This is a genomic window from Paramixta manurensis (assembly GCF_013285385.1).
In the GTDB taxonomy this organism is placed as follows: domain Bacteria; phylum Pseudomonadota; class Gammaproteobacteria; order Enterobacterales; family Enterobacteriaceae; genus Paramixta; species Paramixta manurensis.
The window spans coordinates 300,377-316,080 of record NZ_CP054212.1 but is presented as its reverse complement, the minus strand read 5'-3'; the positions used below and the strand labels follow the sequence as shown (position 1 = coordinate 316,080).

The 15,704-nt window shown below is 51.6% G+C and carries 13 protein-coding genes; 4 read left to right on the top strand and 9 right to left on the bottom strand.

Translation table 11 applies throughout. The features are described from left to right. Positions 1–49 precede the first annotated feature (49 nt). The 4 genes from glgC to asd all read right to left on the bottom strand — a co-directional run bounded on the left by glgC (position 50) and on the right by asd (position 6,983). Complete coding sequence (gene glgC, locus PMPD1_RS01460) at positions 50–1,342, bottom strand: glucose-1-phosphate adenylyltransferase (protein WP_173632390.1); 1,293 nt, start codon at positions 1,340–1,342, stop codon at positions 50–52. Positions 1,343–1,352: 10 nt separating this feature from the next. Further along, on the bottom strand, positions 1,353–3,332 hold the full coding sequence (gene glgX / locus PMPD1_RS01455; protein ID WP_173632389.1) for a glycogen debranching protein GlgX: 1,980 nt from the start codon (positions 3,330–3,332) through the stop codon (positions 1,353–1,355). Next, positions 3,329–5,512 carry a 1,4-alpha-glucan branching enzyme gene (gene glgB, locus PMPD1_RS01450; protein WP_173632388.1) on the bottom strand — a complete coding sequence of 728 codons (2,184 nt, stop codon included), beginning with the start codon at positions 5,510–5,512 and terminating at the stop codon, positions 3,329–3,331. The genes glgX and glgB overlap by 4 nt, the downstream gene beginning before the upstream one ends. A 361-nt stretch (positions 5,513–5,873) precedes the next feature. Further along, the gene (gene asd / locus PMPD1_RS01445; RefSeq protein ID WP_173632387.1) at positions 5,874–6,983 is read right to left on the bottom strand and encodes an aspartate-semialdehyde dehydrogenase; all 1,110 of its coding nucleotides are present in this window, start codon (positions 6,981–6,983) and stop codon (positions 5,874–5,876) included. Positions 6,984–7,137: 154 nt separating this feature from the next. Here asd and PMPD1_RS01440 point away from each other — a divergent pair, with 154 nt between their 5' ends. The 3 genes from PMPD1_RS01440 (at position 7,138) to PMPD1_RS01430 (ending at position 9,131) form a co-directional block, all read left to right on the top strand. Next, entirely contained in the window at positions 7,138–7,731 is a 594-nt protein-coding gene (locus tag PMPD1_RS01440) for a YhgN family NAAT transporter (protein ID WP_173632386.1), read from the top strand. Positions 7,732–8,025: 294 nt separating this feature from the next. Continuing rightward, positions 8,026–8,718 (top strand): hypothetical protein, encoded by a 693-nt coding sequence (locus PMPD1_RS01435; protein WP_173632385.1) that lies wholly within the window; start codon positions 8,026–8,028, stop codon positions 8,716–8,718. Between the two features lie 68 nt (positions 8,719–8,786). After that, positions 8,787–9,131 carry a hypothetical protein gene (locus tag PMPD1_RS01430; protein ID WP_173632384.1) on the top strand — a complete coding sequence of 115 codons (345 nt, stop codon included), beginning with the start codon at positions 8,787–8,789 and terminating at the stop codon, positions 9,129–9,131. A 72-nt stretch (positions 9,132–9,203) separates the two neighbouring features. On the opposite strand, the gene gntU is transcribed toward PMPD1_RS01430, so the two are convergent. From gntU to ggt, 5 genes are all read right to left on the bottom strand, one after another. Then, a complete protein-coding gene (gene gntU, locus PMPD1_RS01425) occupies positions 9,204–10,544 on the bottom strand; it encodes a gluconate transporter (protein ID WP_173632383.1) in 1,341 nt (446 codons plus the stop codon). A 6-nt stretch (positions 10,545–10,550) separates the two neighbouring features. Beyond that, positions 10,551–11,087, bottom strand: a complete 537-nt coding sequence (gene gntK, locus PMPD1_RS01420; protein WP_173632382.1) for a gluconokinase — start codon at positions 11,085–11,087, stop codon at positions 10,551–10,553. Positions 11,088–11,224: 137 nt separating this feature from the next. Next, the gene (gntR, locus tag PMPD1_RS01415) at positions 11,225–12,220 is read right to left on the bottom strand and encodes a gluconate operon transcriptional repressor GntR (RefSeq protein WP_173632381.1); all 996 of its coding nucleotides are present in this window, start codon (positions 12,218–12,220) and stop codon (positions 11,225–11,227) included. Positions 12,221–12,329: 109 nt separating this feature from the next. Further along, entirely contained in the window at positions 12,330–13,025 is a 696-nt protein-coding gene (locus PMPD1_RS01410; RefSeq protein ID WP_173632380.1) for a pirin family protein, read from the bottom strand. Between the two features lie 379 nt (positions 13,026–13,404). After that, the gene (ggt, locus tag PMPD1_RS01405; protein ID WP_173632379.1) at positions 13,405–15,153 is read right to left on the bottom strand and encodes a gamma-glutamyltransferase; all 1,749 of its coding nucleotides are present in this window, start codon (positions 15,151–15,153) and stop codon (positions 13,405–13,407) included. 213 nt (positions 15,154–15,366) lie between these two features. Between ggt and PMPD1_RS01400 the strand changes: the two genes are divergently transcribed. After that, a complete protein-coding gene (locus PMPD1_RS01400) occupies positions 15,367–15,663 on the top strand; it encodes a DUF2756 domain-containing protein (RefSeq protein WP_173632378.1) in 297 nt (98 codons plus the stop codon). Positions 15,664–15,704 lie beyond the last annotated feature (41 nt).

Sequence of the window (15,704 nt, the reverse complement as noted above, 5' to 3'; positions counted from 1 at the left end):
ATCGGTAATCGAGCGATCCTCGCGTCGATTGCGACTATTTTTTCGTCGGTTAGCTAGCGTGATTAGCCAATTTGGCTAACATCGCGCGCGTTACCAGCACGATACCCTCTTCTGAACGGTAGAAACGACGGCTATCCTCGTCAGGGTTTTCGCCTATTACCATCCCTTCAGGAAGGACGCAGGCTCGATCAATGACGCAACGACGCAGGCGACACGAGCGCCCGACAACCACATCCGGTAACAGCACCGAAGAGTCGATATTACAAAACGAATTGACGCGCACGCGTGGGAACAACACCGAATGCACCACGACCGATCCGGAAATAATGCAGCCGCCGGAAACCAGCGAATTCATCGTCATCCCATGGCTGCCGGAACGATCCTGGACAAATTTAGCCGGTGGTAAGGGTTCCATATGGGTGCGGATCGGCCACTCGTGGTCATACATATCCAAATCCGGTGTAACCGAGGCCAGATCCAGGTTGGCGCGCCAGTAAGCTTCCAGCGTCCCAACATCGCGCCAGTAAGGCTGAGCGGTACTGTCATTTTGCACACAGGAGAGGTTAAAGGAGTGTGCGTAGGCTTCACCGCTGGCCACGATCTTGGGCAACAGGTCTTTGCCGAAGTCATGGTTAGATTGTGGCTGTTGCAGATCCTCTTCCAGTAACTGATACAAATAATCGGCGTTGAACACGTAAATGCCCATGCTCGCCAGCGCCTGAGTATCATCACCCGGCATCGTCGGCGGCTGCGCAGGTTTCTCGACAAAATCTACCACTTTATTTTCGTCATCCACCGCCATTACGCCAAACGCGCTGGCTTCAGCAACCGGCACCGGCAAACAGGCAATGGTGCACTTCGCCTCGTTCGCCACGTGATCCAGCAACATGCGCGAATAATCCATTTTATAGATGTGATCGCCTGCCAGAATGACCACGTACTGCGCGTTATAGCGACGAATAATATCGAGATTTTGCGTCACCGCATCGGCAGTGCCGCGGTACCAATGTTCGGTAGAGAAACGTTGTTGTGCCGGTAGGAGATCAACAAACTCATTCATCTCTTCATTAAAAAATGACCAGCCGCGTTGGATATGCTGCACCAGCGTATGCGATTGATATTGCGTAATAACGCCGATGCGGCGGATGCCCGAGTTGAGACAGTTGGATAAAGCAAAATCAATAATACGGAACTTGCCGCCAAAATGAACCGCTGGCTTCGCGCGTTTCGCGGTGAGATCTTTCAGGCGCGTGCCACGCCCTCCCGCGAGGATCAGGGCGACGGTTTGCGCTGGCAATTGCCTTGCCAGCATCAGATGCTCGGTGCTTTCTAACTTAACCATGTCTGACTCCTTATGCTTGCTTTTGGAACACGCTGACGCCATGCGCGGGTCCATGCCAGACAGTTGACAGGATCGGGTTATCATCCCCGGCGAAAGGAGGAATGGCGCGCCACTCCCCGTCTGGTAGTGCGATGTCGCTCACGTCTTCAGTGGCGTTTATTGTTATCAGCCAGCGCCCGGAAAGCAGGATCTGCATACGATGCACACCCTGTTCCCACTCCTCATGGTTCAGTGGCTGCCCGCTGGCGCTCAACCATTGAACGTTCCCATCGCCCTCTTGCCACCAGACGTCCTGCGTCAGCGCCGGTATACGGCGACGCAACTGGATTAGCGCGACGGTGAAATCAAATAAACCGTTATCGTTATGACGCCAATCCAACCAGGTCAGGGGGTTATCCTGGCAATAGGCGTTGTTATTTCCATGCTGACTATGGCCGTGCTCATCACCGGCCAGCAGCATTGGCGTACCCTGCGCCAGTAATAGCGAAGTGAGCAACGCGTGTACGCTGCGACGGCGGCGCTCAAGCACCGTTTGCGTGACATTCAGCCCCTCTGCGCCGTGGTTATGGCTAAAGTTACCGTTGCTACCATCACGATTATCTTCACCGTTAGCCTCATTATGTTTGCGTGCAAAACTCACTACATCACACAATGTGAAACCATCATGGGCGGTAATCAGGTTGATGGTTGCGGAGGGTAAACGCCCCTCGCGTTGAAAGAGATCGCTGGACGCGGCAAACCGGCGGGCAAACTCCCCCATGTCAGGTTGACCGTGGAGCCAAAAACGCCGCATCGCGTCGCGGAAATGGTCGTTCCATTCACTAAATGGCGGTGGGAAATGACCCACTTGATAACCGCCCGGGCCGATATCCCAGGGTTCAGCAATCAGTTTGACTTGTGACAGGATTGGGCAGGCACGCAGGGCGGAGAAGAAGACCGCCTGCGACTGATAATCAGGCGCACGCCCTAAGACCGTGGCTAAATCGAAACGAAAGCCATCTACATGGTAGGTTTCAACCCAATGACGCAAACAATCCAGCGCCCATGCCTGAACCTGTGGATGGCTTAAATTCAGGGTGTTACCGCAGCCGGTCCAGTTGTGATATTCGCCATTTTCCGTTAACCAGTAATAGCTGGCGTTATCAATACCGCGCTGAGAAATTGTCGGCCCAATCTCCTCTAATTCGGCGGTGTGGTTAAACACCACATCTAGCACCACCTCAATGCCAACGGCATGCAGATTTTTAACTGCCTGCTGGAGCTCATGGCGCGCATTTGCGCCTTTCGATGCGTAACGCGGATCGGGCGCCCAAAGGGCGAAGGGGTTGTATCCCCAGTAATTGCTTAACCCCAAACGCAATAGCCGTGGCTCACTGGCAAAGTGCGCGACCGGCAACAGTTCAAGTGTGGTGATACCCAATTGGGTTAAATATTCCACCATCACTGGATGCCCCAACGCCGCATAGGTGCCACGCAGTGCTTCGGGAAGCGCCGGATGTAACTTGCTCAAGCCACGCACATGCGCTTCATAAATTACCGTTTTACCCCAGGGCACACGCGGCGCAACATCCTCCTCCCAGTCAAAATCATCGGCTACTACCACGCTTTTCGGCGCAATCGCGGCGTTGTCACGCGTATCAATCTCCCATTCGCCGCCGTAAAACAGCGCGTCGTCTGTCACCTCGCCTTCAACCTCACGGGCGCAAGGATCAACCAACAGTTTCGCCGGATTAAAGCGATGTCCCTCGCGAGGCTGCCACGGGCCATGCACGCGATAGCCGTAACGCTGGCCGGGTTTTAACGCCGGAAAATAACCATGCCATCTGTCATCGGTTCGCGCCGGCAGGTCATAGCGCGTTTCGGTTCCGTGCGCATCAAACAGGCACAGTTCCACGCGTTGCGCATGTTGTGAAAACAGCGTGAAATTCACCCCTTTTCCATCGTAGCTGGCACCTTGCGGCAACGGTTTCCCCGCCTGTAGATGGCTCATTCCGCCTCCCTTACCAGCCACAGTGTGGCCAGAGGCGGTAATGAAAGGCTTAACGAATGTTGGCGCTGATGGCTGGCGATAGGCTGGCTGGCGACAGTGCCATTACTGACCTGGCCGCCGTGATAATGCGCGGAGTCGGTATTGATCACCTCACGCCAGTTGCCGGGCTGATTAATGCCAAAACGATAGTTGTGACGCACCACCGGCGTAAAGTTACTGGCGACAATCACTTCATTACCTGCGCGATCGCGGCGCACAAAAATCAATACTGAGTTTTCATGATCATCCACCACCAGCCATTCGAAGCCGTCCGGATCGAAATCCAGTTGATGCAGCGGGGTGTAATGGCGGTAAGTCAGGTTAAGATCGCGCACCAGGCGCTGTACGCCGTGATGCCAGTTGTCTTCCCCTTCCAACAGATGCCAATCCAGGCTGACATCATGGTTCCACTCTTTACCTTGGGCGAACTCATTGCCCATAAACAGCAGTTTCTTGCCGGGGAAAGCCCACATCCAGGCGTAATAGGCGCGTAAGTTAGCAAATTTCTGCCAGGCGTCGCCCGGCATACGATCGAGGATCGAACGCTTACCATGCACGACTTCATCGTGCGACAGCGGTAAGACGAAGTTTTCGGTATGGTTATACAACATGCCGAAAGTCATTAGATTGTGGTGATAGCAACGGTAGACGGGATCAAGCTTCATGTAATCGAGCGTGTCGTGCATCCAGCCAAGGTTCCACTTAAACCAAAAACCAAGGCCACCGGCTTCCGGCGGTCGCGACACGCCGGGGAAATCGGTTGATTCTTCCGCGATGGTAATACTGCCCGGCGCAGCATGGCCCAAAGTACGATTGGTATAGCGTAGGAAGGAGATCGCTTCGAGGTTTTCGCGTCCGCCATAATGATTGGGGATCCATTCGCCTTCTGCCCGGCTATAGTCGCGATAAATCATCGAAGCCACCGCATCCACGCGCAAGCCGTCGATCCCGAAGCGCTCCATCCAGTACAGTGCATTGCCTGCCAGATAATTACTGACTTCACGCCGACCAAAGTTATAGATCAGCGTATTCCAATCCTGCTGATAACCTTCACGCGGGTCGCTGTGCTCATAGAGTTCGGTACCGTCAAACTTCGCCAGACCAAAATCATCGGAAGGAAAGTGACCAGGAACCCAATCCAGCAAAACATTGAGGCCAGCTTCATGCGCGCAGGCAATAAAATAGCGGAACTCGTCGCGCGTCCCGAAACGGCGGGTTGGCGCGTACATTCCCAGAGGCTGGTAGCCCCAGCTACCGTCAAACGGATGTTCATTAATCGGAAGCAGCTCAATATGGGTGAAACCCATTTCTTTCACATAGGGAACTAACTGCTCGGCTAACTCTTTGTAACTTAGCCAGAAATTATTATCCGTATGGCGGCGCCAAGAGCCCAGATGGACTTCATAAATAGAAATCGGCGCATCGAAAGCGTTAGCGGCCTTCCGATCGGCGCGCATTTCGACTTTTTCCGGCAAACCACAGATCATGGAGGCGGTTTGTGGGCGCATTTGCGCCTCAAACGCGAAAGGATCGGCCTTCAAACGTAGCTGACCAAACGCATCAATAATCTCAAACTTATACAGTTGACCATTGCGGGCCGCCGGAACAAACAGCTCCCAGACGCCGCTTTCCGCACGAAAACGCATCGGATGGCGGCGCCCGTCCCAATAGTTAAACTCACCGACCACCGAGACGCGCCGCGCGTTTGGCGCCCACAAAGAAAAACGCGTACCGGTCACGCCATCAATGACATCAGCATGTGCGCCAAGGGTTTCGTAAGGCCGCAAATGGGTGCCTTCCGACAATAGCCAGCTATCCAGCTCTTTGAGCAATGGGCCAAAGCGATAAGCATCATCAATCAGGTTCTGTTCGCCGTGCCAGGTTACGGCCAATTGATAGCGGAAAAGATTCTTACGCCGTGGCACCACAGCGCAAAAAAAACCTCGTGAATCAAGGCATTTTAACTGGACGCATTTACGTCCGGTGCTAGTTTCAATTACCCAAACCTCCGAAGCGTCCGGCAACAATGCGCGGACTTCGAGGCCCGCTTCGGTTTGGTGCATCCCCAGTAGAGAAAAAGGGTCGGCATAATAGCCGGAAATAATGGCATTGATCGTTTGCCGATCGGGTAGCTCTGACATGTCTTTCTTCCTGTGATACCGGTAGACGATGCAATAATCGATTGAATTAAAATAGATTATTGAATGCACTACTCTTTATTGAGCCATCAGCGTATCAACGAGGAGGCCGCCATCCGGTGGTGAAAATACCCCTTGCAGCACGCAATAACATTCAGTTCGGAAAGCACAACCCATCAAATTCCAGCGCAATACTTTTAAGCATAGACAAGGCCCGCCATAAGCCGGTGAAGTTTGCAAAAAATAATTAACCGCAAAGATAAAAAGGCACGTTCAGTACAGCAGAGTGAAAGCCGGGAGGAGAAGCGAGGAAGAAACCACCGCGAGGACAGAAGTGGGCGGCAGAACGCCGCCCAAGATAGAGTTAGTCGACCAGTAAACGCAGCATGCGGCGCAACGGTTCAGCAGCGCCCCATAACAGTTGGTCTCCAACCGTAAAGGCAGAAAGATATTCCGGCCCCATGTTCAATTTACGTAACCGCCCAACCGGCGTGGTAAGCGTACCGGTCACTGCGGCAGGCGTCAGTTCACGCATGCTGAGTTCGCGATCGTTCGGCACAACTTTCACCCAATCGTTATGATTCGCCAACAGTTGTTCAATCTCTGGCAGCGGGACATCTTTTTTCAGCTTCAGGGTAAACGCCTGGCTATGGCAACGCAGCGCGCCTACGCGCACGCACAAACCGTCAACCGGGATAATCTGCCGCGTGGCGAGGATCTTGTTGGTTTCAGCTTGCCCCTTCCACTCCTCACGGCTCTGCCCGTTGTCGAGTTGCTTATCGATCCACGGAATTAAGCTTCCGGCCAGCGGGACGCCAAAGTTGTCGGTAGGTAGCACGCCGGAACGCGTCATTTCAGTGACTTTACGTTCAATATCCAAAATTGCCGATGCCGGATGTTGAAGCTCTTTCGCAACATGGTCATGCAACATCCCCATTTGGGTAAGCAGCTCGCGCATATGGCGCGCGCCGCCGCCGGATGCCGCCTGATAAGTCGCGACCGACGCCCATTCCACTAAGTCATTAGCGAACAGACCGCCAAGCGCCATCAACATCAGGCTAACGGTACAGTTCCCGCCAACAAATGTTTTTATGCCTTTATCTAACCCCTGACGGATCACCTGATGGTTAACCGGGTCAAGAATAATAATCGCGTCATCTTTCATGCGTAGCGAAGAAGCCGCGTCAATCCAGTAGCCTTGCCAGCCGCTTGCACGCAGTTTCGGGTACACATCATTGGTGTAATCGCCGCCCTGACAGGTGATGATGATATCCAGCGCGCGTAACGCCTCAATATCCGTGGCATCCTGCAGTACGCCCGCCGATTGGCCGCCAAAGCTCGGCGCGGCCTGCCCATGTTGCGAAGTGGAGAAAAATACCGGGCGAATCGCGTCAAAATCACGCTCTTCGCTCATGCGTTGCATCAGGACAGAACCTACCATGCCACGCCAACCAACCAGCCCTACAGATTTCATCTTTTGATACCCAAATGCAAAATGTGATTTACCTCTATCCTCCAACCTTACAAAATGCAGCATTTCTGGCAAGTGAATTAAATCGATAGCGGCAGTTTTTTCAGCAATGTCGCTTATAACCGTCGGTTGGCGGTAAGGCATAGAGAAAGACAAAATGACTGAAATGATTTCGGCAACAATATTATTGTTGCTTATTATGGACCCTCTGGGCAATTTGCCGATTTTTATGTCGGTTTTAAAGCATCTAGAACCTAAACGCCGACGGGTTGTTCTGATCCGCGAGATGCTGATTGCATTGGCAATCATGCTGCTGTTTTTATTTGCCGGGGAAAAGATTCTCGCGTTTCTGAACCTGCGCACCGAGACGGTCTCCATCTCTGGCGGGATAATTCTGTTCCTGATCGCCATCAAGATGATTTTTCCCTCCAGTGAAAGCAGCAGCACCGGTCTTTCGGTCGGCGAAGAGCCTTTCCTGGTGCCGTTGGCAATTCCGCTGGTCGCCGGCCCCTCGTTGCTGGCGACGCTGATGCTCCTTTCGCACCAGTATCCTCAGCAAATGACGCATTTGGTTGGCGCCTTACTGATTGCCTGGGGCGCCACGGTGATCATTTTGCTGCTTTCCGGTTTGTTTTTGCGTTTACTGGGAGATAAGGGCGTTAATGCGCTGGAGCGGCTGATGGGGTTGATTTTGATTATGTTGGCCACGCAGATGTTTTTGGACGGCATCCGCGCCTATCTGAAGATTTAACGCTTCGAGTGAAATTGACCTAACGGGCCGTTTCGGCGGCCCTGATTTTGTCATTTCTCTACTCACATCGCTTGGTTCACTATCGGCTATTTCGACATATATTTTAAATCGTGTAACTAGATTTAAAACTGAAGGTTAGCGTAACTCAATTAAGTTACCTGCCTAATTAAAATTAAATATCAGCATAGATATTTTACATCACATGCTAAGCAAAACGCGCTTGTAGATGAAAAACTTTCATGATAAACATCTAAAAAGGAATAGAGTTTACTGAGTGACGATAAGGATATTAGCATGAGTAAAAGAATCGATATTATCGATCCAACCATTTACACACCTAATAGTAGAGGGCTTATTTATACTGAGGTTCTTGGATGGATTGATCTTGGGCATGCATTAGGAAATGACATAAGGGATATATTGTTTCAGTTCCAAAAGGGTGAAGCCACTGGCTCTCATTATTATCTTATCCATTATGAGCAAACAATGCGAAATAGGTATTTTGGTACGGGCCGCCATATTCGATGGAATATAAAAAGAGGGCGTTCTCTTTCTGAGCGTCATAGCATCGCGCTTGCCATGATGATGCAAACGGCCTCATTGTTCGAGAGTTGGCAATCCATGCCATGGTTTAGCTGGTATACTGATAGCGGCTTTAGCGCTGAAGATATGGTTTCAGATCTTTTAGGCTTTTATAATGTCATCCAACCGATGAATTACTTTTCTCTAATTAAGCCAGTAAGTAAAGAGTCAGCATTAAGAAGATGGGACTATTACGGCTCACCAGGAGATTACAAAAACACAGGTTTTAGACCATTGCTTTTTCCCGATCCAATCGATAAATTATCAAGGCTTAAACCTTATAAAAGCAACCTTCCTGGTTTTATGACAACTATCGAACCTTTTACAGATTTTTCATCTGATGTGGTTCGAGTCATTGATAAAGCAAGTATAATAACGGAAATAGGTACCTGGAGAGTTCCTTGAAAAGTATAAGTAAATGTATTCTAATCGTTATGTGCTTATTCATTGCTTTCATTCTGGTTACTTGCAACATGGTATCCACAGTTGAAAAAGCGTCCGGATATACAGAAAGCGATAGATTAACTTACTCTTTTTATACTGATGAAGAGATTAAAAACACCCCAAGGATTTCTAATAATTACTATTTCACCTGGCAGCATCAAGATGGTGGGAAACCAGAGATCAGTTCGATTGTATTTAGCAATACGGATAACGAAGTCGCTCTGAAAGAATACCTGGTTACCCTGGGGTATCACCATGTTGAAAGCAGCCAATTTGGTGAGCGCTGGGAGAGTGAACGGGGGCCTAATCCGGCTTTTTATTTGTGGAAGAAATCTCAATTGAACCAGGTCGGACTCAGTAAAACGCGGCAATAAAGGTCGTAAGCTTCAGGCCGCCAATGCGGCCTGTACCTCTTAGCAGGCGAGGTTTATCTCGCCTGCTTTTAATTACGATAACAAGCTAAACGCCGCCATACCGACCAATGCACCGACTGTGCCAAGAAGGGTTTCCATCAGCGTCCAGGTTTTCAAGGTTTGGCCTTCGGTCGCCCCGGTAAAACGCCCGAACAACCAAAAACCGGCATCATTAACGTGGCTAAACACAATCGACCCACCGGCAATACAGAGAGATAACGCCGCCATCTGCGCGCCGGAGTAATGCAACGGCTCAATCACCGGCATCACCAAACCGACCGCAGTCAGGCACGCGACGGTGGCCGACCCCTGAATAATGCGTACCGCCGCGGCCAAGATAAAGCAAGCCAGCGCAATCGGTAGACCCGCGCCGGTCAACGCATGGCCCAGTGCCGGCCCCACGCCGGAATCCACCAGCACCTGCTTAAACACGCCGCCAGCGCCAATCACCAACAAAATAATCCCCGCTGGCTGTAACGCGCTGCCGCAAATTTGCATCACCTTTTCTTTGTCCATGCCCTGGCGATAAGCCAGGCCATAAATCGCCAGCAGGCAGGCCAACAGAATGGCGGTAAACGGATGTCCAAGAAACTCCAGCCATTGATACAGTGAGGTGCCTTCGGCGACAAACCGTGCGCCAATGGTTTTTAGCCCTACCAACACTAAGGGAAACAGAATTAGCGACAGGCTAAACCCAAACGACGGTAATTTCCCACTCTCAACGTCCGGCTGTGTATTCTCTGTCGGCAGGGTAAATTCCACATGGCGGCTGATAAACAGGCCAAATAACGGCCCGGCGATAATCATGCTGGGGATGGCGGCGCACAGCCCCAACAAAATCATCCAGCCAAAATCAACATGCATCTGTGAGGCAAGCAACATCGGCGCAGGGCCGGGTAACAAGAAGGCCGCAGAAGCCGCGACGCCCGCAAACAGCGGAATCACCAACTTCACCAGATTGTCATGGGTGCGTCGCGCGACGGCAAAAGCGATGTTGATCAACAACACAATCGCCACCTCAAAAAACAGCGGCAACGCGCAAATCAAACCGGCGATGCCCATCGCGTAATGCGCCCGATGTTCACCAAAGACTTTCAGCATACGCACCGCGATTTGATCCACCGCGCCGGTTTCATACAAAATTTTGCCGAACATCGCGCCCAACGCCACCACAATCGCCAAAAAGCCGAGCGTACCACCCATCCCTTTTTGCATGGTATCGGCTATTTTATCGAGAGGCATTCCGGAGAACAGACCGGCCCCAATGGAAACCACCATCAGCGCGACAAAGGCGTGCATACGCGCTTTCATAACTAAAAACAGCAGTAGTAACACCGAACCTACTGCCGTCAAAACCAGTGTTGCAGTACTCATTAACAGCTAATCCTTTTTGATCGCATCCTCGATCGTCGCGATGGTCGCAGTCACAACCTCGTCCAGAGAATGATTAATATCCACGACTAACACATCCGGCTCATCCGCTCCCGGCTCTTCTAACGTCTCAAATTGCGTGACCAGCATTTGCGTTTTAAAGAAGTGCCCTTTACGCGCCTTTAGACGCGCTTCAATGGTGGCGAAATCACCTTTAAGATAAATAAACGACAGATTTTGGTTATCTTTCCGCAAAATATCGCGATAGCTTTTTTTCAGCGCGGAACAGACGATAATCGAGACGTCATTAGTACGCTGCATGGCAAAAGCCGCATCATTCAGCGACTCCAGCCAAGGCCGACGATCGTTATCATCCAGCGGATGCCCTTCAGCCATTTTAAGAATATTGGCGCGCGGATGAAGAAAATCCCCGTCCAGAAACGCGCTCTTCATTTGGTAAGAAACATCGTTGGCTACGGCGGACTTACCGCTGCCGGATACGCCCATCAAGACAAAGACATGATGCGACGAAGGATGGGTTTTCATTGTTATGGCTCCCGCAGATGAAAACAGTATGTTACCGATAACATTACTAACGGCATTGTCAGGGCGTGCGCTCTTACACGCAACCACTGCAGGCAGAAACATCGGAAATTGTGAGCGACTTCAAAAAAGCGCCAAAATCAGATGCTGCCCCCTTCCGCTATTTCAAACCCCACATTCACCGGCAGTTTGGCATCGCGATCGCCACTAATACGTGCCAATAACATTGAGGCGGCGATTTCCCCCATTCGCTCACGCGGCGTAATCACCGTCGCCAAACGCGGCGTGACCACTTGAGTAATATCGTGCCCGTGGAAACCAGCAATCGCCATCTGCTCTGGCACACGTAGCCCCTGGCGCTGGCATTCAAACATTGCCCCTATCGCCAAATCATCATTGGTACAGAATAGGCTATCGGTTTGCGGATAGCGCCGTTGCGCCTCACGCAGCAGCAACGTACCGGCACTGAACGATGAGGCTTCCTCCATCATCACACTACGCGGTTCCAGGTTCGCCTCGCGCATGGCGATCTCATAGCCTTGTTGCTTTAGCAAAGTGCGCTCATCCAGCCGCGCGCCGAGATATACCGTATGGCGATGCCCTTTAGCCAAAATGGTGTGTGTCATTTGACGGGCAGCTTCCACATTGTCAAAGCCGACTGCCATATCCAGGCAGGGAGAAACACAATCCATCATCTCGATCACCGGGATCCCGGCGGTTTCAATCATCCGTAAACTGCCCGGCGTATGTGTCCGCTCCGTTAGAATCAAGCCATCAATATTCCAGCCCAATAAAGAGCGTAGCTGACCTTCTTCTTTTTCCCGGTTATAGCCAAAGTGACCCAGTAAAGTTTGATAGCCCGCCGCATCAGTGACAGTTTCAATGCCGCGCAGCACATCGGCGAACACTTGGTTGGTGAGCGACGGCAACAACACACCAATCGCCCGACTGGTCGCATTTGATAACATGTCCGGCGCACGATTCGGGATGTAACCTAGCTCATCCAACGCCACGGCGATTTTTTCCCGCAACGCGCTGGATACCTGCTCAGGATTGCGTAGATAGCGGCTGACGGTCATTTTGGTGATGCCAACGCGATCGGCGACATCCTGTAGGACGGGTCTTTTTTTCTTCATCGTTATCAGCGGTGAATGGAGGAATAGGTTGAGTTTACAAAAAAAACGCGGCGGCGGGGAGAACGGAAGTAAATGGGCGCGAGAACTGCGCCCATTTTTATCATCAACGTTAGACCGGCGGTAAATCGAACATCAGGATTTCAGCCTCGCTATCCGCCTGTAGCGTCAAGTGACTTTCATCCCAGACAGCCAGTGCATCGCTGGTACTTACCGGCTGACCGTTGATATTAACCTTACCTTTTACCACCTGGATCCAGATACGGCGAGCGGCATCCACCTCAACGTCCGCCTGCTCCTGTGGTTTCAGCACCCAGCGCGATAACGTCATATCCTGGTACACTTTCAGCGACCCATCACGACCCTCCGGGGTGAGGATCAACTGACGCCCTTCAATATCGGCAAAACGGCGTTGTTCGTAACGCGGTGTAATGCCGTTTTTCTCCGGAATAATCCAGATTTGATACAGATGGAGCGGCTCACTATTACTGGCATTGTACTCTGAGTGACGAACGCCGGTACCGGCGCTCATAATCTGAAACTCGCCTGCCGGGATCTGCTCTTGGTTCCCCATGCTGTCCTGATGTTCAACAGTGCCGGACAGCACATAGGTCAGAATCTCCATGTCTTTATGCGGATGCGTACCGAAGCCTTTTCCGGCATCGATCACATCTTCATTAATTACCCGCAGCGCGGAGAACCCCATGAAATCGGGATCGTAGTAATCGGCAAACGAGAAGGTATGCCAGCTATCCAGCCAACCATGATTGGCGTGACCGCGTTGTTCAGCTTTACGTAAATAGATCATGTTCAACTCTCCTCAATCTTTTTACGTAGTCTGCGCCTGAAGTTAACCTGATGATAGCTGAAAAACTTCATCTCTCTGTTCAAAAAAAATGAAGTAGTTAAAGCCAGGAAATGAGGATAAAAAAAAGCCAGCACCCGAGCTGGCTAAGAAATACTGGAAGCAATGTGAGCAATGTCGTGCCTTCACAAGTGGCCTGGAGGGCTACCTGAGAACGCAATGCAATAATAATCATTCTCATTCGTGTTTGTAAAGCCGTTTTTGCAATTAATTTCATTTCGCAATCATGGAATTCTGTTTCTGAATGCGCTAACGCTCATCAGGGCTTTCGTTTGGCAAGAAAGAGACGGGCAGCGGTAATACTGCCCGTCCTGACTGCGGCTTAATAGCCGGCGGTGAGATCGTCAACGGTACGCGGATCGGAGGCGCCATACAGCATGCCATCCGGGCCAATCATAATGCTCTGCGTACTGCCCATGGCTGGTTCGACTTTGACATGCTGCCCTTTCGCTTCCAGCAGTTTTAACGTATCCGGGCTAAAGCCCTTCTCAACCCGTAACTCGTCCGGCAGCCACTGATGATGGAAACGCGGCGCATTGGTTGCTTCGGCAACGTTCATGCCAAAATCAATGCTGTTTACCACCATTTGCAGCACGGTGGTGATAATACGGCTACCGCCTGGGCTACCGGTCACCAGCCAGGTTTTGCCATCTTTCGCGATAATGGTTGGCGACATGGAGGAGAGTGGGCGTTTCGCCGGTTGCACGGCATTCGCCTCACCTCCCACTAAACCATACACATTCGGCGTACCCGGTTTGGCAGAGAAATCATCCATTTCGTTATTCAGCAAAATGCCGCTCTTCCCGGCCACAATCCCACTACCAAAATTGGTATTCAACGTATAGGTCACTGCCACGGCGTTACCCTGCCGATCGACCACTGAGAAGTGCGTGGTTTGGTTGCTTTCATAAGGCGCGAGTTTACCGGGTTTAATTTCACTGGAAGGACGCGCTTTCGCCAGATCGATTTTTTGTGCGATCGCTTTCGCATATGCCTTACTGGTCAAGGCTTGCGACGGCACTTTTACAAAGTCAGGATCGCCAAGATATTCTGAACGGTCGGCATACGCGTATTTCTCAGCCTCGGCAATAACCTGCATCGCATCTGCGCTGCCAAAGCCCATTTTCGCCAGATCGAAGTTTTCAAGGATATTCAAAATTTGCACAATATGAATCCCCCCCGATGATGGCGGCGGCATCGAGAACACTTCATAGCCGCGATAGGTGCCGCTCACTGGCTGGCGTTCTACTGCCCGATAGGCTGCCAAATCCGCTTTACCCATCAACCCGCCATGTTGCGCCATCTCGCCGGCAATCTCATCGGCAATTTCGCCTTGATAAAATGCTTTCGGCCCCTGTTGAGCGATTAACGAAAGGCTATGCGCCAAATTGCGTTGTATCAGGCGTTCCCCTTTTTTATAGGGCGTGCCATCGGTTTTAAAGAAAATGGCTTTACTATTTGGATGGTTAAGCAGGACTTCTTTACCATAGACGTTCAGGTCATCGGCGAGGGCATCGTTCACCACGATCCCTTTACGCGCCAGGTCAATGGCTGGCTGGAGCAATTTACTCAGCGGTAACGTGCCATACTTTTGCGCCGCCAGCGCAAAGCCAGCAACCGTACCTGGCGTTCCCGACGCCAGCGGTGAGGTTAACGACAGTTTGCTATCAGCATTGCCTTGCGCATCGAGGAACATATCGCGGCTCGCTTTGCCCGGCGCCATTTCACGAAAATCAATCGCCGTGGTGCGACCAGACGCGGTACGTAGCATCATAAACCCGCCGCCGCCAAGATTACCGGCCTGTGGATGGGTGACCGCCAGCGCAAAACCCACCGCCACGGCGGCGTCTACCGCATTGCCGCCCTGGCGTAAAATCTCCACGCCGACTTGCGTGGCGGTCGCATCGACTGAAGCGACCATCCCGTGTTGCGCTTTTACCGGATGGAAAGTATCCGCTTCCACGCCGTAAGACACTGGCGGTGAGGCGGCGAGCGCTTCTCCTCCTTGCCAGATAAATAAACATGCCATCAGCGACCAGGAAACACGTCGCGCTGTACCCAGCTTTTTCATCCTGCCTTCCTCTTTTTTATACTTGTTTACAGTAGATATCCCGCTTCTAAGTGTGTACAAAACAAGCAAAAAAGCGAATACAAAGTCAAATTAGGCTAATGATTAGCGCTGAACGCTGTGAGCCAGGTTAAACTTATCGCAGGCGGTAAAACCGGCCACAGCATGCCGACACATCCGGTTGAGTCGCATCACGATGGAAATGAAGGAGGAACGATGAAGAGATGGCCCTTGATTTTTGTCGCCCTGTTGCCGCTCAGCAGCATGGCGAACTCGCCTAACAATAATTATTATCCCAACCGTAGCTATAACCAGAGCCAGCAGCGGATGCAGAACCAGATGCGCACGCAGCAGCAACAGCAGCAGACGCAGCTGCGCCAGGACCAGCAACGGCAAAGCCAAAACATGCAACGCCAGTTGCAGGACCAGCGTAGCCAGGCGCAACAACGGGTGATTCGTTCACAACCGGGCAATAACACCGCGCCGCCAGTGAATCAAAACAATACGCAGTAAACAGGGTACGATGCCGGACTTTTCTGTCGGCATCGTCAGGA